The 18464-nt window shown below is 61.5% G+C and carries 16 protein-coding genes; 3 read left to right on the top strand and 13 right to left on the bottom strand.

Going from position 1 to position 18464, the window contains the following annotated elements; genetic code table 11:
* Window positions 1-15: 15 nt before the first annotated feature.
* The 8 genes from gatA to I6E58_RS06365 all read right to left on the bottom strand — a co-directional run bounded on the left by gatA (window position 16) and on the right by I6E58_RS06365 (window position 9036).
* Window positions 16-1530, bottom strand: coding sequence for an Asp-tRNA(Asn)/Glu-tRNA(Gln) amidotransferase subunit GatA (gatA, locus tag I6E58_RS06400; RefSeq protein ID WP_374189184.1), 1515 nt, complete (start codon window positions 1528-1530; stop codon window positions 16-18).
* The gene (gatC, locus tag I6E58_RS06395; RefSeq protein ID WP_100388632.1) at window positions 1530-1844 is read right to left on the bottom strand and encodes an Asp-tRNA(Asn)/Glu-tRNA(Gln) amidotransferase subunit GatC; all 315 of its coding nucleotides are present in this window, start codon (window positions 1842-1844) and stop codon (window positions 1530-1532) included. Before gatC ends, gatA begins: the two co-directional genes overlap by 1 nt.
* 54 nt (window positions 1845-1898) lie before the next feature.
* Window positions 1899-3251, bottom strand: coding sequence for an alpha/beta hydrolase (locus I6E58_RS06390; RefSeq protein ID WP_197131548.1), 1353 nt, complete (start codon window positions 3249-3251; stop codon window positions 1899-1901).
* A gap of 129 nt (window positions 3252-3380) precedes the next feature.
* Complete coding sequence (ligA, locus tag I6E58_RS06385) at window positions 3381-5702, bottom strand: NAD-dependent DNA ligase LigA (protein ID WP_197131546.1); 2322 nt, start codon at window positions 5700-5702, stop codon at window positions 3381-3383.
* A gap of 79 nt (window positions 5703-5781) precedes the next feature.
* Window positions 5782-6945 carry a tRNA 2-thiouridine(34) synthase MnmA gene (gene mnmA / locus I6E58_RS06380; RefSeq protein WP_197131544.1) on the bottom strand — a complete coding sequence of 388 codons (1164 nt, stop codon included), beginning with the start codon at window positions 6943-6945 and terminating at the stop codon, window positions 5782-5784.
* A 96-nt stretch (window positions 6946-7041) separates the two neighbouring features.
* The gene (locus I6E58_RS06375; RefSeq protein WP_197131542.1) at window positions 7042-7296 is read right to left on the bottom strand and encodes a hypothetical protein; all 255 of its coding nucleotides are present in this window, start codon (window positions 7294-7296) and stop codon (window positions 7042-7044) included.
* Between the two features lie 55 nt (window positions 7297-7351).
* Window positions 7352-7699, bottom strand: a complete 348-nt coding sequence (locus I6E58_RS06370) for a winged helix-turn-helix domain-containing protein (protein WP_197131541.1) — start codon at window positions 7697-7699, stop codon at window positions 7352-7354.
* A gap of 155 nt (window positions 7700-7854) precedes the next feature.
* Window positions 7855-9036, bottom strand: coding sequence for a cysteine desulfurase family protein (locus I6E58_RS06365; RefSeq protein ID WP_197131540.1), 1182 nt, complete (start codon window positions 9034-9036; stop codon window positions 7855-7857).
* A 116-nt stretch (window positions 9037-9152) separates the two neighbouring features.
* Here I6E58_RS06365 and ybaK point away from each other — a divergent pair, with 116 nt between their 5' ends.
* Complete coding sequence (ybaK, locus tag I6E58_RS06360; protein WP_197131539.1) at window positions 9153-9629, top strand: Cys-tRNA(Pro) deacylase; 477 nt, start codon at window positions 9153-9155, stop codon at window positions 9627-9629.
* On the opposite strand, the gene I6E58_RS06355 is transcribed toward ybaK, so the two are convergent.
* Both I6E58_RS06355 and I6E58_RS06350 read right to left on the bottom strand, forming a co-directional pair.
* Window positions 9626-10582: a tetratricopeptide repeat protein gene (locus tag I6E58_RS06355; protein WP_197131537.1), complete on the bottom strand. Its 957-nt coding sequence runs from the start codon at window positions 10580-10582 to the stop codon at window positions 9626-9628. The genes ybaK and I6E58_RS06355 overlap by 4 nt on opposite strands.
* Window positions 10579-12327 (bottom strand): hypothetical protein, encoded by a 1749-nt coding sequence (locus tag I6E58_RS06350; RefSeq protein ID WP_307842003.1) that lies wholly within the window; start codon window positions 12325-12327, stop codon window positions 10579-10581. The genes I6E58_RS06355 and I6E58_RS06350 overlap by 4 nt, the downstream gene beginning before the upstream one ends.
* Window positions 12328-12608: 281 nt before the next feature.
* Between I6E58_RS06350 and I6E58_RS06345 the strand changes: the two genes are divergently transcribed.
* Together I6E58_RS06345 and I6E58_RS06340 are read left to right on the top strand one after the other, a co-directional pair.
* Window positions 12609-14948 carry a hypothetical protein gene (locus I6E58_RS06345; protein WP_197131535.1) on the top strand — a complete coding sequence of 780 codons (2340 nt, stop codon included), beginning with the start codon at window positions 12609-12611 and terminating at the stop codon, window positions 14946-14948.
* Window positions 14949-15019: 71 nt separating this feature from the next.
* Entirely contained in the window at window positions 15020-16081 is a 1062-nt protein-coding gene (locus I6E58_RS06340; RefSeq protein WP_197131533.1) for an AI-2E family transporter, read from the top strand.
* Here I6E58_RS06340 and I6E58_RS06335 read toward each other — a convergent pair.
* The 3 genes from I6E58_RS06335 to I6E58_RS06325 form a co-directional block, all read right to left on the bottom strand.
* A complete protein-coding gene (locus I6E58_RS06335) occupies window positions 16078-16869 on the bottom strand; it encodes an alpha/beta hydrolase (RefSeq protein ID WP_307842002.1) in 792 nt (263 codons plus the stop codon). The genes I6E58_RS06340 and I6E58_RS06335 overlap by 4 nt on opposite strands.
* A 341-nt stretch (window positions 16870-17210) precedes the next feature.
* Window positions 17211-17768, bottom strand: coding sequence for a lytic transglycosylase domain-containing protein (locus I6E58_RS06330; RefSeq protein ID WP_307842000.1), 558 nt, complete (start codon window positions 17766-17768; stop codon window positions 17211-17213).
* A gap of 143 nt (window positions 17769-17911) precedes the next feature.
* On the bottom strand, window positions 17912-18463 hold the full coding sequence (locus I6E58_RS06325) for a DivIVA domain-containing protein (RefSeq protein WP_197131531.1): 552 nt from the start codon (window positions 18461-18463) through the stop codon (window positions 17912-17914).
* Window position 18464: the final 1 nt, after the last annotated feature.

Genomic DNA, 18464 nt, shown 5'->3' with positions numbered 1-18464 from the left:
CAGAGCTGGAGTTGTTTAGCCGAGGGCCGGGATCTGGCTCGGCAGGGTGTGGCCCCACTGCGCTTCGAGCAAACGCTCGAGCGTTGCACCGATCTCGTAGAGGCGAGCATCGCCGCGAGCCGGAGCCATGATCTGGAAACCGGTCGGCAGTCCATCTTCGGGAGCGAGCCCCATGGGAAGGCCCATGCCGGGGATGCCGGCCAGGTTTGCCGGAATCGTGGTGACGTCGTTCAGGTACATCGCCATTGGGTCTTCGAGCTTCTCACCGAGCTTGAACGCGGTGGTCGGCGCGGAAGGCGAAACGAGAACGTCCGCCTTCTCGAAAGCCGCAGCGAAGTCGCGCTGAATGAGCGTGCGCACCTTCTGGGCACTGCCGTAATACGCGTCGTAGTAACCGGCGCTCAAGGCGTAGGTACCGAGGATGATGCGGCGCTTGACCTCGTCACCGAAACCAGCTTCACGGGTCGCTGCCATCACGTCTTCAACGGTGCCGCCGCCCTGAGGCGTGACGCGGAGACCGAAGCGCACCGAGTCGAACTTGGCGAGGTTGCTCGAGGCTTCAGCGGGGAGGATGAGGTAGTACGCCTCGACGGCGTACTCGAAGTGCGGAGCATCCACTTCAACAATCTCGGCACCGAAATCGGTGAGCAACTGCAGAGCTTCGTGGAAGCGCTGCGAGACACCGGCCTGGAAGCCGGGGCTGTCGAGTTGCTTGATGACGCCCACCCGAACGCCCTTGAGGCTTTCGGCAGCGGCACCGGCACGAGCTGCGGCAGCAAACGACGGCCACTGCTCGTTGAGCGAGGTGGAGTCGCGCGGGTCGTGCCCGCCGATCACATCGTGCAGCAGTGCGGAGTCGAGAACGGTACGCGAGACGGGGCCGACTTGGTCGAGCGACGATGCAAGAGCGATCGCGCCGTAACGCGAGACGCCACCGTAGGTGGGCTTCACACCGACAGAACCCGTCACGGATGCCGGCTGGCGGATCGACCCACCGGTGTCAGAACCGAGAGCAAGCGGGGCTTCAAACGCGGAGACGGCCGCAGCAGAGCCGCCACCGGAACCACCGGGGATGCGGTCGAGATCCCACGGGTTACGCGTCGGACCGTAGGCCGAGTGCTCGGTGGACGAGCCCATGGCGAATTCGTCCATGTTGGTCTTACCGAGCGGGATGAGGCCAGCGGCACGCAACTTCGCCACAGGAGTGGCGTCGTAGGGCGGAACCCAGCCTTCAAGAATCTTGGAGCCCGCGGTCGTGGGCATGTCGATCGTGCAGAGCACGTCCTTGACAGCGACGGGCACACCGGCGAGTTCGCCGAGCGACTCCCCTGCTGCGCGACGCTCGTCGATGCGCTTGGCGTTGGCCAGAGCATCCGCCGACACGTGCAAGAACGCGTGAACCCGGTCGTCGACGGCAGCGATACGGTCGAGGTGCGCCTGGGTTGCTTCGACAGACGAGACTTCGCCCGAGCTCAGCTTGCCGGCCAGATCTGCTGCCGACATTGTCGTGAGGTCGTTCAAAGCTGCCATTACTGTTCTTCTCCCAGAATCGCGCTCACGGCAAAGCGTGAACCGTCGTGCTCAGGGGCGCCGGCGAGCGCCTGTTCGGTGGTGAGGGTGACGCCGGGAACATCCGCACGGAAGACGTTGCTCAAAGGAATCGGGTGGCTCGTCGCCGGAACCTCATCGGTTGCGACCTCGCTGACCTTGGCCACGGAGTCAACAATCGCACCAAGCTCACCCGTGAGCTTCTCGATTTCGTCGTGGGTAAGGGCGATGCGGGCAAGCGATGCGAGGTGTGTGACGACCTCAGTAGTGATCGCACCCGGATTGGTGTCAGTCATGGAGCTCCGAAGATGGGAAACAGACAGGGAACCCCTCCAGTGTATAGAGAACTGCTAGCTCGAAGGGCCAGCGAGAGACCCGAAGGCACGTTCGACAGCGGGCGCGTGTTCGGGGATCACGAGGTCGCTGCGCCCGATGCAGAGCAGTGCGAAGTTGCGCATCGATTCGCTGCCCGGGGTGAAGTACTCGTTATGCCCGACGGAGCCAGCAAGCGATTGCTTCGTGACCACGTCGAAAGCGCCGCCGACGCCGAGCGACTGAGCACCGAACGACTCTGTTCCAGGGTCGGCGCCAAAGTAGGAACTGTTCGGGATGGGGTCCCACGCGGCTTCACCGACGAACACATTGCCGTTGCGCACATGCAGATCGTCCACGGACTTCGCCGGGCTGCCGGGTGACCCGACCATGGCGAGGGCATCGATATCAAAGTCGTATTCCGACAGGGCCATCATCGCCGCTGTCGTTCCGTAAGAGTGCGCCACCACCGCGATGTACGGCTGGTCAGAACCGCGCAGCGCCTGCAGACCAATAATTGCTTGAGCAAGAGTGTCACGGCCCTGGTTCGCGTTATCGATCGCACCCACGTTGGTGAGATTCGGGGTGTCGTAGCCGATCCAGGCGACGGTCGCGACGGTCTCATTGCGCGTAAATACCGACTGGGCTTCGAAGTAGTCGAGCCACTCCTGTTGCTCGCAGTAGAGCGCGTCAGCGGCATCAGCCCAATAGGACATCTGGCCTTCGATAGTGAAGAACATGCCCGGCACTAAGAAGCTCACATAGTCGGCTTCATTCAAGTCGCCGAGCACGATGGCGGCCTTACCCTGCCCTGTGACGTCGAGGGTGATGAGGGTTCGCTCGGGGGCCGCCCTGTCGAACGCAAGAGACTCGGAGATCGACGACAGCATGTTGAGCTGCTGGCGTGCGCTTTGCTGTACGGCACGGCCGGCATCCGAGTCGACGACCGCGGTGAGTTCGACGATGGTCTCGTCGAGAACAGTGCGGTTGCTGACGTCGCGGATCGTATAGGGCACGCCCTCGAGGTTGCCAAGCAGTTGGGGGCTCGCGCTCTCGAGTGCAACCTGGCTATCGCTGGCCAAATCGCCCCACCAGAGCGCCACCTCTTGCGCCGGCGGCGGCGAAGCGAGAATCTGTTCGATGGCGCCAGGGCGAGAAGCGAAGAACTGAGGGATGCTGTCCGCTGGCATGCTGGCGAGCGAGGTCAGGGTGCGGGCGCTGAACGTTGCGGTGCCGAGAGACCCGGTGGTGTCGACAACCGGACCCACGAAAGGTGACGGTGAGTCACTCGTGACGATGGAATGGAATTCGATTGCGGGCGCGCCAGAGACCTCGGCGGCGGGTAAGCCTATGACCGAGGTAGCTAGAGCGAGTGCAATTTCAATCAGCAACGTCGGGTGATCCCCTCAAGGAACGTGAACTGTGCGACATCCCCGCGCACGACCACGTTCAGCTAATCCTAAGGGAGTCTGCCCCTATTCGGGTGTGAGCCGAAGGCGATACTCGCTTTTCACTGGGTTTTAGAGGGAGTCGGGGCCCTCTTTAAGTAGTCGCGCGAACTGAGCTGCGTCGATAACGGGGATGCCCAGCTGCTCCGCTTTAGTGAGCTTCGATCCGGCGCCGGGGCCTGCCGCGACGAAGTCAGTCTTCTTGCTTACGCTCGACGCCGCTTTTGCTCCGGCCGCAATGATGGCCTCTTGAGCACCCTCGCGAGTGAACCCTTCCAGGCTGCCGGTTGCGACGATCGTGAGCCCGGCGAGAATGCCGTCGTTGGACTGCGCTGCTCCGGGGCCGGGGTGACCGGGCGTTGCCCATTGCACTCCCGCATCCGCCCAGCGTTGAACGATTTCTTGATGCCAATCAACGTCAAACCAGTCGGCCACTGAATCCGCAATGATCTGACCGACACCGTCGACCGTGGCAAGCTCCTCGCGGGTTGCTTCTCGTATCGCCGCGAGCGATCCGAAGTATTCCGCGAGGGCACGCGCAGCAACCGGACCAACGTGGCGGATGCTCAAGCTCACGAGCAATCGCCAGAGTGGCTTCGACTTAGCTTCGTTCAGATTGGCGATGAGCTTGACCGCGTTACTCGACGGCACCCAGTCGGGAGTGCCGGCAAATTCCGCGGCATTGGCGTCATATTCGGGATCAGCATCTTTACCCGTGGATTTGCGGGCGCGGCGGAACGGCATGACGAGACGCTCTGTACCGTCGTCGTTAGTGAGAACTTCGCCGGTCTCGGAGTCACGAACAGCGACCACGATCGGAAAGATATCTTCAACAGTGAGATCGAACAGGCCCGCTTCGTTGATGAGCGGAGGCACCGCTGGCTCGCGCGGTTGCGCAAGAGCGCGCGCAATAACTTCACCGAGCACCTCGATATCGAGACCACCCCGGCTACCGGTGTGTTCAATGCGGCCGCGAACCTGTGCCGGGCAACTGCGCGCGTTGGGGCACCGCAAATCGATATCGCCCTCTTTCATCGCGCGCAATGGTGTTCCACATTCCGGACAGTTCGTCGGCATCACGAAGGCATACTCTGTGCCGTCGCGTAGTTCTTCGACTGGCCCCAGGACTTCAGGAATGACGTCGCCCGCTTTGCGGAGCACAACGGTGTCTCCGATCAACACGCCCTTGCGTTTGACGACATCTTGATTGTGCAGGGTGGCTTGACGTACAACCGAGCCCGCAACGAGGGCGGGCTCCATCACGGCATACGGTGTTGCGCGCCCGGTGCGACCAACGCCGACCACGATGTCGAGCAACTTGGTGTTGACCTGCTCCGGTGGGTACTTATAGGCGATCGCCCAGCGCGGCGCGCGCGATGTCGCCCCCAACTCTTCGTGCAGCGCCAGTTCGTCGACCTTGATGACGATGCCATCGATCTCGTGCACAACGCTGTCGCGGTGCTCACCGTAGTACCGAATAAACTCTTCGACCTCTGTCGCCGTGGGCACGACCTTGAAGTAGGGGCTCGTGGGCAAACCCCACTCTGCAAGAAGGCCGTACACCTCGCTCTGGGTGCGGATCGGCTCGCTGCCGGCGCGCTCGCCATTCCAGGCTCCGATGCCGTGCACGAGCATGCGCAGCGACGACAAACGACGACGCATTGCTGCCAGCTTCTCGTCGTTCTTACCTTCAGATTTCTGGCGCAGCGAACCGGCAGCAGCATTGCGAGGATTCGCAAAAACTTTCTCGCCGATGCGAGCCTGCTCGGCGTTCAACTCGCGAAAGAGTTGCAGCGGAATGAAGACTTCACCGCGTACTTCGACAATGGGCGGATGCCCCGAGCCCGCTAACCTCTGCGGGATACCTTCAACTCGCAGAATGTTCTCGGTCACGTCTTCGCCGACGCGACCATCGCCGCGGGTTGCCGCGCTCACGAGCACGCCGTCGATGTAGCGCAGATTGATAGCGAGCCCATCGATCTTGAGCTCACACAAGAAATCGATATGGCGAGCCGAGTCACGTTGAACTTTGGCGGCCCACTCACCGAACTCTTCGAGCGAGAACACGTTGTCGAGGCTCAGCATGCGCTCGGCGTGCTCTACGGGGTCGAACAGGGTCGCTACCCGGCCACCAACCCGCTGGGTCGGGCTGTCCTGCCCCTGCAGTTCGGGATGCGCCTTCTCAAGCGCTTCGAGCCGCTGGATGAGACCGTCGTATTCGGCATCGTCGACAAGTGTCTCGTCCCGAACGTAGTAGGCATCGCGAAGTTCGAGAATGCGCGAAGTGAGCGCTTGCGCCTCATCCCGGGCTTCGGAGAGTTCGGGATCGGCAGTCTCGGGAACGTGCTCGTCTGAGGAGTGAGAAGAACCCGAGTTCACAGTGCTATTGGCCACGGTTCAAGTCTAAACAGCAGCACTGACTTCTCCGTGTGAACCGAGGGATTCCCTCCTGCCACGTGAGGGAAAAGGAGAACTAAACTCCGGCCGGAACCGCAGAAACCGTGCGGGCAATCGTGCACTGCCCCAGAACACGAGTTCCGACGTAAATCACCGCGGTCTGACCTGGTGAAACTCCAATGAGCGGTTCGTGTGGCGTCACGATCAGTTCGGGACCCATGGCGTCTCCCACGTTGTCCGCCCCCTCGGTCGCTGGAGCAATGCGAGCTACCGCCGGCATAGGGTCGGAGTGAGCGCGAACCTGCACGTGGCACTCAAAGCTCTCCCCCGGCTCGGAGATGAAACCGGATTCTTGCGGGTCAAGCCCAGCCCACGAGAACTTGGTTCCCGCGACCTGCGAGAGCGCGAGAGCTTCGCGCGGCCCGACAACGACCTCGTTGGTCTTGGGACGAATCTCGAGCACGAAACGCGGCTTGCCGTCATCCGTCGGGTAGCCCACATTGAGACCCTTGCGCTGACCGATCGTGAAGGCCAAGGCACCCTCGTGCTTGCCGAGAACGTCACCGTTGCGGTCGAGAATTTCGCCCTGCTCCGCGCCGACTTTGTCTGCGAGCCAGCCGCGAGTGTTTCCGTCAGGGATGAAGCAAATGTCGTGGGAATCGGGCTTGTTGGCTACCGAGAATCCGCGCTCAGCAGCTTCGGCGCGAATCTCTGCCTTCGAGGGGGTAGCCCCGAGCGGGAACATGCTGTGCGCAAGCTGCTCCGTCGTCAGCACGCCAAGAACGTAGGACTGGTCCTTGGCCCAGGCCGCGGCACGGTGCAGTTCGCGGTTGCCATTCTCATCTTCGATGATGTTGGCGTAGTGACCGGTGGCGACAGCATCGAACCCGAGCGCCACTGCCTTCTCCAGAAGGGCGGCGAACTTGATGCGCTCGTTGCAGCGCATGCAGGGGTTGGGAGTGCGACCGGCCGAATACTCGGCAATGAAGTCATCCACCACGTCAAGTTTGAAACGCTCAGAGAAATCCCACACGTAGTACGGGATCCCAATGATGTTGGCGGCCCGCTGGGCATCCATTGAGTCTTCAATCGTGCAGCAACCACGAGCACCGGTGCGCAGGGTTCCGGGTTGCCGGCTCAGCGCCAAATGCACCCCAACAACCTCGTGCCCAGCTTCAACAGCGCGCGCGGCAGCTACGGCGGAGTCCACTCCGCCACTCATTGCCGCTAAAATCTTCATCCGTCCAGTGTACGAGACGAGTTGCTGGGCAAGTTCCGGGCGGAACGTTCGCGGGCGAGCGCGCCGTGCCGCACACTACTCATACCGCTCCGCACGCTACTGCGGGATATCAGTGAGAGTTTTCTCAATGCTCGCGAGGCGCTGCTCCACGACATCCAATCGCTGAAGCAGCGCACGGTTGGTTTCGAGGCTCTGGTCAGCAAGCGCACGATAGTCACCGCCGGCCTGAGCATCCGCGACGTACTTGGCTGTTTCTGCCTTCTTGTTGGTGGAGTTATGGATGACGCCCGCGATGATGCCCACGATGGCGATAATGCCGATCCAGAACCAGAGGCTATAAAAGACTTCCATTATTTTCCTTTGTGAGAGTTGCAACTAGATAATGTTCGGGATGCCGTGGCCGGCTTCACGATGCGCCGGCCGCGTCGGCCGCGTCGCCTTCATTCGCGACCTCACCGTCCCTCGCCGACTGCGCTACCGCGCGGGCAAGCAGCGCCGGAGTGACGGTGACGCGAAACGGAACGACCTCGAAGAGCTTGAGTGCTTTGCCGTCGTCGCTGAGCTCGTGATGCCCGGCGACGAATCCCGCTTCTTCGAGCTTGGCGAGGTGCATGTAGAGCAGGGCGCGGGACATTCCGACGCGGCGGGCCAACTCGCTCACGTGTTGTTGGCCGCTCGATAACTCGGCCAGAATGCGCATGCGCTGCGGGTTCGCCACGGCGGCTAACCACGCTCCAAGCTCTTCCGAATTCACCAGATTCCTTTCACCTGCAATAAAAAACTTACAGGTGCGAAGGTGCTGAGTCAATGCTGTGGCGCGTGAGGATATGCACTGTCGGGCCGCCATGCCGCCGGCGCCGGCAACAGCGACAGCGACAGCGTCAGCGTCAGCGGAGCCTGGACCGTCGCCTAGCCGCGCCCCAGCACCGTCATCCGGTCAGAGTATCCAGCGCTGCGGGCCTGCTCCACGGCTTTGGGAAGAGCGGTAACGAACTGCTCCACCTCGTCAGCCGTACTTGACTCCCCCAACGAGATGCGCAGGGCTCCGCGCGCTGTGGGTTCGTCAAGGCCCATCGCCAGCAAGACGTGGCTCGCTTCGGGCACTCCCGCCTGGCAGGCGGAGCCAGTCGAGACGCTGAAGCCCGCGACATCCAGCAAGAACAGCAGAGAGTCACCCTCGCACCCGGGGAAAGTGAAATGAGCGTTGCCCGGTAAACGATCGCTCGGGTCACCGCGCAACACGGCCTCGGGAACGGCTGCCCGCACTCCGGCGATGAGCGAATCGCGCAGCGTCGTAAGCCGGGCCGCCTGCTCAGCCAAGTCGGCGGTGGCCTCACGCGCCGCCGCGGCAAAGGCGACCGCGCCGGGCGCGTCCATAGTTCCCGAGCGTGCGCGCTGCTGGCTACCACCGTGAATAAGCGGAGTGACGGATGCCGAACGCGCAATCACGAGCGCTCCGACGCCGACCGGACCACCGATCTTGTGAGCCGAGACACTGAGCGCCGCGACACCGGCCGCGTGAAAGTCAATAGGAACGTAGCCGAACGCCGACACGGCATCCACATGCACCGGAACGCCGTGGGCCGCCGCAAGCGCGGCAATCTCGGCGACCGGCTGCAGGCTACCCACCTCGTTATTTGCCCACAGCATCGAGACTAGAGCAACATCGTCGGCGAGCGCACTCCGCACATAGTCGATATCGATGCGACCGAAAGTATCGACCGGAATCCAGTCGAGTTCTGCACCTTCGTGGGCCCGCATCCATTCGACCGCATCGATCGTTGCGTGATGTTCTGCCTGCGCGACGAGCACTCGGCGGCGCTCAACGGCACCCGAGTTACGCGCCCAGTACAACCCTTTGAGGGCAAGATTGATGGCTTCTGTACCGCCCGAAGTGAAAGTGACCTCTACCGAATCTGCACCCACGCTCGCCGCGACAGTTTCTCGCGCCTCTTCAAGCATTCGCTTCGCCGCTTGGCCCTGAGAGTGAATCGACGAGGGGTTACCCACCACAGGCAGCGCCGCCGCGAAAGCCTGCACTACCGAAGGGCGCATCGGCGTTGTGGCCGCGTGGTCGAGATAAATGGTCACCGTAACTCCGTTACTCCGCCACAGCATCCGCATAAATGGCTGTGTGTCATTACTCTAGATCGCATGCACTGCTGCTTCGACCCGGCTCCCCCTCGCTCGCTGGCGAACGATCGCTGATGGCGCTCGGAACCCCCGCCACCGTTGCGCTCGATGCGCTCGGCATCACCTTCACTGCGCACCCCTACGCGCACGACGCCGGCAACCAGGACTACGGGATCGAAGCCGCTACCGTTCTCGGAGTTTCCCCCGAGCGGGTGTTCAAGACCCTCATGACAATGGTGGATGACGAGATGATCGTTGCCGTCGTTCCCGTTTCGGGAAAACTCGACCTCAAAGCGCTTGCCTCAGCTCTGGGCGGCAAGAAGGCGACGATGGCCGAGCCCGCGGTGGCACAGCGACGTACGGGTTACGTTTTGGGCGGCATCAGCCCAATTGGGCAAAGGCTCCCCCACCGGACCGTAATCGATGAGACCGTCGAACTCTTTGACACCGTGTTCGTGAGCGGCGGCACACGCGGATTCGACATTGAACTTTCACCCGCCGATCTTCTTCGCGCTACCGACGCTCACGTCGGCGCGATTGCGCGCGACTAGTAGAGCAGCAATGTGAGTCGGCGACGAGCATCCGCTACGCGAGGATCTTCAGCGCCAGCAATCTCGAAATAATCGAGCAAGCGGGTGCGAATAGCGCCTTTACCGTCAGCGTCTGCTGAAGGAAAGAGCTCGAGCAGTCGGTCGAAGGCGTCGCCCAGATGGCCACCAGAGACATCGAGGTCAGCCACGGCGAGCTGAGCCTCAACATCGGCTGGAGCTTGAGCTGCGGCACTGCGCACCGAGTCAGCGGTATGCCCTTCAAGCCGAGCCAACAGCGAAACCTGAGCGAGGCCGGCGATGGCCTGTTGGTCGCGCGGGTTCTGCGTGATTGCAGTCGTGTAGGCCTCGATCGCCGTAGCGAAGTCGCCAGCAGAAATCGCGTCGAAAGCTTCTTGGTGCAGGGGAGGTAGCGGCTCTTCGACCGGCTCTACGGCCTCGCCCTCCGCCGTTTCATCGGCCGCAGGCAATGTGCCCGTCACCTTGTTTTCGGCAGCGAGCTGCAGAACCTGTTCAAACACCTCTTTGAGGTCGCTCTCCGGCATGATGCCGCTAAACAACTGCACGGGGCGCCCGCCGATGACGGCTGCGACAGTCGGCACCTCTTGCACTTGGAACGCTTGCACCAGCTGGGGGTTTGCCGTGGCATCCACGGTGACCAAGGCGAAGCGGCCCTTGTACTGGGCGATTGTTGGTTCGAGCGATGCTTCGATTCCTTGGCCAAAGAACTCAACGATGACGGGCACCGTATTGGAGAGTTCAAGAACCTGGGCAAAGGACGCATCGTTCGCACTCGTGGCGTAGCCGTTCGGCGCCCGAGACTCGGCAGCAGCATTTGCGGGAACGTCTCCCGTCGGAGCACCCGCCGCCGGGGCAGGAGTGTTGTGCTGGCGAACGAGCGACGACAGGTCGACAGCTCCGCGAAGACTAGCGGCGTTCAGGGGGGCGTTTGTCATTTCAACTCCGATGCTTCAACGAGTCCTTGGGTGTAACCGAGCAAAACGATTTTCTCGTCATTGCCCGCGGCAGGAACATAGAAGAGTAATTGATCACCGTAGGTCGACTTGATGCCCTCTTCGGTGATCGAGATTCCCGAGAGAGCCTTAGTCTGACCGCTGAAGGTAACGGCAGAGCCTTCTTCCTTGGGAGCAGCGACCTTGGTCTCGTAGAGATGAACCGCGACGATGGCACCAGCGTCAACCGTGGCCATGGCGATGGGATCCGCAGAGCCTAGTTCGTGGCCGTAAGTAAGAGTGGCGGTGCTCGATAGAGCGGCCTTCTCTTTCTTTTTCACCGCGAGCCCGACGCTCTCGCGCAAGCTGTCACCCTCGACTTGGAAGTCAAGGTAGGAGTCGCTGTCGAGGTCTTGCTCGAGAATTTCGGCATAGTCGAGCGCGACCTCGGTCGGCGATGAGCGCAGCAGGCCGCTGTCGGCCGGTAGACGTGAGGTTCCGACGCTAGCCGCGGCAACGTCGGGGAACACGACTGACGGTTCGAGATTGATGGCGTAGCTGACCTTGTAGTTGTCGCGCGGCGCTTTTTGCTCGAGGAAGAGTGCGATCGGCGCAACCGTGGAATCGGTCTCGTCAAGAATGATCGTGAACACAGTGCGCGGCCACGTGTCGGTTTGCTGAGGGAGAGTGAGCTGCACGGGACCATCCGGGATGGCTACGGGCAGAGCGATATCGTCATCGGCTTTACGCATCTTGTAATTCGCGAGCCGATACTCAAGCGCAGCGTCCGAGAAACGGGTCTCAATAAGGTCAGTGTCACGTTCGTCATCGGCCTCTTGAGAGACGGCGCTGATCTGGGCGACGATCTTCTCGATCTGGCGAACAGCAACCGCCGGTGCCGTAACAGCGGGCGCCGCGTCTGTGGCAGCAGGACTTGGCGACGGAACTGTCTGGTCGGCGGCTGAATTAGGCGCGGTCGACGCGGTGCATCCGCTGAGGATTATTGCGCTCACGAGAACCGCAGGGATAGCGATCCGAGCGCTTGTGCGGAGCGACGACGCGTCGCCGGCCTGTGAACCACGCTTCGATTGCTTATAGCGAGCCTTCTTAGGAACCTTCGGCATCTTCTGCGGCTTGCGGCGAGGGCCGCCAGCGCGGCGCATGTTGTGCACCGCCCACATCAGGAAGATGAGGCCGATGAGCAGTACACCGGCGCCGCCCATGATGAGCGTGCCCGCCCACGGCGTGCTGTTGTCGAGGGGCCACGAGAGAGAGACAGCGTTGGGGGCCGGCTCTGTTCCATCAGACGCGAGAATGAACGACACGTCACTCGGAATTTTCACGGTGAGAGCCAGCTCGTTCTCGGCCTCGTAGTTCTCGAGCCAAAGGTCTGAGTTGTACGGGTCGGGAACCTCTTGCTCGGATCCCGCGATCGTTTCGGTCGTCAGATCGCCCGTCTCGGGGTCGATGGACACCATGTTGTAGCTTGCGTCGCCCACCCAGGCGAGCACGTCGGTGGAGCGGCCGTACGCGGCCACAATCCGGCGAGGGCCTTCAATTCGGATGGTCTGGTTACCCGAGAACGTGTTGAACGCCTCGCCGCTGATCACCGTGAGTGGCGCTGTGCCGTCCATCTCGGCGGAGACTGACACCTCATCCGGGGTCGCAAGAATGGTTTGCTGAGCAATGCCGTAGCCGATCATGACGGCTGCGAGCATGAAGCTCACTATGGCGAGAACGAATCTCACTATCTCTCCTTTCGTGTTGCCCACGATGACTCACGGAAAGAAAACCCATGCCACGTTGGCAGAACCTCAGCTGGTCTGGAGGTAGGGGCCCATCCACTCGGGAAGGCAACATCAAAGACGCTCAAGAATAGCCGATCGTTTCCAGCCCACCTAGTTACTCTTCTGGGAAGTATCTGGGAGAAGAGTGAACGCCATGATGCGAGTTCGAAACGAGGATGACAGGAGGCCTCCGCGCCCCACTAAACTCAGAGGGTTCATTCCGCAGACATCGAGGAGAAATCTTGGCCGCGAACGATACCGATTTCGGCACAGAGATGCGCGGTTACAAGAAAGACGACGTCGACAAACTTATCGGCGAACTTCGTCGCGAACTTGTTGCCGCTAAAGCAGATCGCACGGCCTCGACAAAAGAGGTCAAAAGACTCCTCGCCGTAAACGAAGATCTTCAGGCTGAGCTCGACGAATCGGGCAGCCCTACCTACAGCGGACTCGGCTCAAAGCTCGAGAGCATGCTTCGTGTTGCCGAAGAGCACTCAACTCAGCTCATCAGCCAGGCCGACATCGACGCTGAGAAGATGCGCAAAGCGGTGCAGGCTGAAACCTCGACTCTTCGCGCAGACACTGCGAGCGAAGCCGAACGCGTCTTGGCCGAAGCCCAGCATGAGGCAGCAGCGCTCGCAAAATCATCCCGCGCCGAAGCGGACACTCTTGTCGCACGGGCGAGAGACGAAGCGTCTCAACTCGTGGGTGATGCTTCTCGGGAAGCAGCAACCATTCGTGGTGCCGTAGCGACCGAAGCAGCGGATGCCCGCACCTCAGCGAAGCGAGAAGCTGCAGCTCTGCGTGCCGAAACAGAACGAGCGATGGCAGAGCTGCGTGCCAGCACCGCGGCTGAAGTCGCCGAAGCGCGCGAGGCTGCAGAATCTCTCGCTCGGGACGCTGAGCTTGGACGCGCGAAGTTCGAGGCTGAGAACACCAAGCAGCGCGAAGACCTAGAGCGGGATATCGAGCAAGCACGCACCGATCTAGCTCGCGAGATCGACACCGCGCGGGCTGAGCTCGACGCTGAAACCACTACGGCTCGAGACAAGCTTGCAAACGAGACCAAGGCTGCTCACACGAAGCTGGCGAACGAGACCGCTGCCGGTCACGCGAAGCTGGTCAACGAGACAAACGCTGCCCAAGCGAAACTCAGGGCAGAGCTTGACGCGGGACACGCGGCGCTCGACGCAGAAGCGAACGCCACTCGCAACGCCGCCGCGACCGAGGCCGCGAATACTCTTGCCGAGCTCGAGAAGACCGTCACGACCGCACGGGCCGCCCTCGACGCTGAGCTTTCTGAAGCCCGGGAACTGTGGGAGACCGAAGAACGCGACGCACGCCAGTTGCTCGAACACGACGTCACGAGCACTCGCGCCGCGCTCGACGACGAAGTCACCTCGACCAAGGCTGCTCTCGAGCACGAAGTCACAAGCACCCAAGCCGCTCTTGAGCAAGAAGTATCGACGACCAAGACGGCCCTCGAGCAAGAAGTTAAGGTCACCCAGGCCTCCCTCGAGCAAGAGGTCACCACCACTCGGGCCGAACTCAACAACCACGTTGCTACGACGAAGGCCGCGCTCGACGACGAGGTTACGTCTACCCACGCCGAGCTCGAGGCGCACGTCAAAGCCACACGAAGCGAACTCGCCGCCGACGTTGCCGCCAAGCAAAAGGCGATCGACCGCGAGGTGAATTCCACCAGGAAGGCGCTGGCCAAAGAGGTATCCAGTACGCGTGGGGCTCTCGAAAATGACGTCGAGACAACACGCGCAGGGCTCGAAGACGAAATCGCGACAGCCCGCGCCGCGTTCGAACACGAGAGCACAACGGCTCGTGCCCAATTCGAAGCAGAGATGAGCACTCGTCGCAACGAGCTCGAGGCAGAGATCGCCTCAGCGACAGCCGCACTCGAAGAAGAAATGGCTCGCCGCCATGCCGAGCTGGATGCCGCGATCGACAGCAAGCGCACCGAGCTCGACAGCGACGTCAGCGAGACCCGTGCGACACTCGCCCACGATGTGGAGAAGCAAACTGCTGACCTTGAGCGGGACATCGCTCGCCAGCGCGCTGAGCTAGCGAACGAGGTGGAATCGACTCGAGCAACGATCAAGCATCAGCTCGAAGAGACTCGCACGACGATCGAACGCGAAGCAGAAGAAGCGCGTATTTCGCTCGCGAAAGAGCTTGCGGTGCGCCGCGACGATGCCGAGAAGGAATTCTTGGCCCAGCACAACGAGGCAACCGCACAGACGCACAACTACCTCGAAGAGGCGCAGGCACAGCTGGCCGAAGCGGTACGCGAGGCGAATGCCAAGCGTCACGAAGCCGAAGAGCTCACCAAGTCATCGCAGGCGGAGGCGAAGAAGGTTCTCGCTGAGGCCTCGGCGCACGCCGCCGAGGAGTTGTCCGATGCTGAGCAGCGCGCTAAGGCCATGTCGGATGATGCTGAAAAACGGTCCCGTGAGCTCGTCAGTGATGCTGAGGAGCGCCTCACCAAGATCAAGGCCGAGCGCGAGACCGTGGCGGGATACTTCGAAAACCTTCGCGGAGTTCTCAACCAAGCCGAGGAAGTTAACTAGGAACTGCGCGCCCGGCACCTAGAATTACGCTCAGCCTGACACGTGGGTGTCAGGCTGAATGGAGCCACGTAATGAAAATCCTCAATCCGTTCCGCCTTGGTTTACTCGGCGGCCTGGGGGTTCTTGTCGCGGTCGGAATCGGCCAGACCGTCATTTCGCTCGCAACAATCCTTACCTACGTGGGTGCAGCGCTATTTCTCGCTCTGGGCCTCGACCCTGTTGTCACCTGGCTTGAGACAAAGAAATTCCCCCGCTGGACTGCCATTCTCACTGTGTTGGTCGGAGTCCTCGGGGTCTTCACTGGCCTCATCTTCGCGATTGTGCCCGTTATCGCCGAGCAGGTTCGCAACGCGGTGCAAGCCACTCCTCGACTCGTAACTGCTTTCTTCGATGGCACCGTTCGCGAAAGTGTCGAAACGGCACTCCCGTGGCTGCAGGTGCAAGATCTGGTTGATGGCTTTAACGCGTGGATAGCCGATCTCGATCTCACGACGATCGGCGGCGGCGTCTTCGCTGTCGGCATTGGAATCGCCACGGGAATCACCGGCGCGATTATCGTGCTGATCCTCACCATCTACTTCGTCTCGTCGCTGAAGAGCATCAAATCAGGCCTGTACCAGTTGGTTCCCGCCACGAAACGTGCCAAGTTCATCGACCTCTCTGAACAAGTAAGCGCTGCCGTCGGCCGCTACGTTATCGGCCAAGGCTCGTTAGCACTCGTCAACGGTGTGCTCTCGTTTGTCGTGCTGACGCTGATCTTCCCGGCCTTTGGCTTGCCCGTGAAATATTCGGCGCTATTGGCGTTCATCGCCTTTATGGGGTCGCTCATTCCTCTCGTGGGAACACTGAGCGGCTCGATCGTCATCACGCTGCTCGTCCTTCTTTTCAACGGCCCCCCGAGCGTCATCGGCGTCGGTATTTACTACCTCATCTACATGCAGGTCGAGGCGTATGTGCTCAATCCGCGCATCATGAACAAGGCCGTGAAAATTCCTGGCGCGCTCGTTGTGATCGCTGCACTTGCCGGCGGAACGTTGCTGGGTATTTTGGGTGCGCTCATCGCGATCCCCGTTGCCGCGGCGATCCTCATCGTCGTACAACAGGTGATCGTGCCACGTCAGGCAGATCTTTAGAGAGTGCTCTCCGCAGCGGCGGATGCCTCCGGCGGCCAAGTACGCGGCAGCGGCAGCACAACCGGGTTGAGGCGCGCCACAATTTCCGTCAGCACTCGATAGGTCTGGGACTCCCCCACCCACAGGTGCTTGCCTCCTTCGACCGCGACGAAGTCGATTTCGGGGACCGATGCGAATCGCTGCGCCGCTTCGTGCGGTCGCAGGTAGTCATCGAGTTCAGGAATGACAGCGACGAGACGTCGTTCGTCGCCAGCCCACCCAGAGACGTCCTCCGCCGTGGCGCGGTGAAGCGGCGGGGAGAGAAGAATTGCCCCGGTGATGGGGTGCTGTCGGCCGTACTTGAGAGTGACCTCGGTGCCGAACGACCAACCCAGCAGCCACACGTTGGGCAATCCCCGCTCGCGAACAAAATCCATAGCCGCGGCGAGATCGAACTCTTCGAGGGTGCCCTCACCAAACGAGCCTTCAGAGGTGCCTCGCGGTGACGTAACTCCACGGAAGTTGAAACGAAGCACGGCAATATCTGCCAGCGCAGGCAACCGCGCCGCGGCTTTGCGGATGATGTGAGAGTCCATAAACCCACCCGCGGTCGGCAACGGGTGCAGCGTCACCAGGGTGGCCGCGACATGACCGGACTCGGGCAGCGACAGCTCTCCCACCAGAGTGAAGCCATCGCTCGTGTGAAGCTCAATGTTCTCACGCTGCGCCGGCAACTCAGTGGCACCGCGAATGGGCTCTGGGGCTGGCTGGGCGGATGCGGCCGAACTGGTTGTTGAATTGTCGCTCACTGGATGGCGCTCACAATCTTATTTTCCAACAATGCTGATGCCAATGGCGTCGCGCTGAGAGGTCGTCTGCCTCTCCCATAATGCCGTCAGCACGCCACGTGACTGTGTGGGCGGTCCCTTGCGAGATCGGCTGTGAGCATCCGGGACAGGTATAGGTCTTGGCCGCTTTCGAAGGCGACACGGGCTGAACGTTCCACTCGCCATCTCGTTTAAATTCGGTGCGGCGAGAGCCGAAGATCACCCGGCTGAGGTCTGCGCTCTCGTCATCATCGGGGCGACGTCGTCCACGGGGACGATTAGAGCGAGGCATGGATCAAGCTTATGCGGTGAGGCAGGGCCGTCTAGTACCAGCCATTGGACTCGGAGTGAGCCCATGCGCCACAAGGAGTGCCATAACGACCTTCGATGTAGCTAAGCCCCCAGCTGATCTGCGTAGCGGGGTTAGTGGCCCAGTCGGCGCCAGCAGACGCCATCTTGTCGCCGGGAAGCGATTGCGGAATACCGTAGGCACCGCTCGAGGAGTTGTGAGCGTAGACGTTCCACCCAGATTCGCGATTCCACAGGCTGACCAAGCAGTTGTACTCGCCGGAGCCAAGACCACGCGCCGTCAGCATCGACAGTGCAATCGACTGCGCCGTGCCCGGGTCAGGCGTGCCAGCGGCAGGAACCGAGGGCGCTGCGGGAGCAGCGGGGACGACCGGCTCAACAATAAGTTCTTTCACCGCGAGCTTGTCTCGCGACACTTCGTTCACGAAGCCTTCTGCGACCGTCAGCGATTGCACATCTGCCCGCTCGATGGAGCTCACCGGCGCCTGTGCTGCCGACACCGTACTCGCGGGTGTCGGGGCTGCCACCATAAACGTGGCGATGAAGCCCAAACTGGCGACGGAAGCGAACACGGGGAGGGTCCACGAGACCCGTGTGTGCCGCCCAGAAAGATCCGCACCCTGGCTGCGTGCCTGAGCGCGGATGATTGCGGTTCGCGAATTAATAAACAAAGTACTAGGGATGTTAGCCGACGGACCTGAAAAAACGGAGGGAACTACCGAACGGCGAGCATGACATCGATCACCGAGTCGAGCAGGTAGTCGACTTGAGCTTCGCGATAACCGCCCTTTGCGGTGCGGAACGCTACTGTGCGCACCCGATCAATTGTCAGGGGTGCGCCGTGCTGGAAATAGTTGGCCAACTCTTGAGCGAACGCATCGACGTCCTTGACCGCGTACCCCATAGTGAATCCGTTCACCTTGGAAAACTTCTTGCCGTCGAGGCGAGCGAGGCGGTTCAAAATCTCTTGCGCCTCAGCGCGAGCGTTGGCGTACCACGCAGTCTCACCCAGTTCAGCGATCGCACGATCCCGCTCGCGCGCTGCAAAGGCGTCCTCAAGCCGCTCCAACGCCGAATCGACGTGAAGGGTCGAGTAACCGCCCTTGTGCATAGCGAATGCCAACCTGCGGATGCTGCGCGACGACACTACGGAAGAGTCGCTCCGATCGGCGGTGTAGGCACGACGCGCCTCTTCGAGGAAGTCCTCGACCTGGTCGACGTTGTACCCCAACTGTGACTTACGGCTGCGGGGAAATGTGGTGCTCACG

This window comes from Salinibacterium sp. SWN1162 (assembly GCF_015864675.1).
In the GTDB taxonomy this organism is placed as follows: Bacteria; Actinomycetota; Actinomycetes; order Actinomycetales; family Microbacteriaceae; genus Rhodoglobus.
The sequence above is the reverse complement of the archived record's forward strand: the minus strand, read 5'-3'. Positions and strand labels throughout refer to the sequence as shown.

What these genes read in the sequence shown, in the direction of transcription:
- I6E58_RS06375 (WP_197131542.1), bottom strand. Translation starts at nt 7,296, where the DNA reads ATGGAAGTCTTTTATAGCCTCTGGTTCTGGATCGGCATTATCGCCATC.
- gatA (WP_374189184.1), bottom strand. Translation starts at nt 1,530, where the DNA reads ATGGCAGCTTTGAACGACCTCACGACAATGTCGGCAGCAGATCTGGCC.
- ybaK (WP_197131539.1), top strand. Translation starts at nt 9,153, where the DNA reads ATGGCGCTCGGAACCCCCGCCACCGTTGCGCTCGATGCGCTCGGCATC.
- gatC (WP_100388632.1), bottom strand. Translation starts at nt 1,844, where the DNA reads ATGACTGACACCAATCCGGGTGCGATCACTACTGAGGTCGTCACACAC.
- mnmA (WP_197131544.1), bottom strand. Translation starts at nt 6,945, where the DNA reads ATGAAGATTTTAGCGGCAATGAGTGGCGGAGTGGACTCCGCCGTAGCT.
- I6E58_RS06355 (WP_197131537.1), bottom strand. Translation starts at nt 10,582, where the DNA reads ATGACAAACGCCCCCCTGAACGCCGCTAGTCTTCGCGGAGCTGTCGAC.
- I6E58_RS06340 (WP_197131533.1), top strand. Translation starts at nt 15,020, where the DNA reads ATGAAAATCCTCAATCCGTTCCGCCTTGGTTTACTCGGCGGCCTGGGG.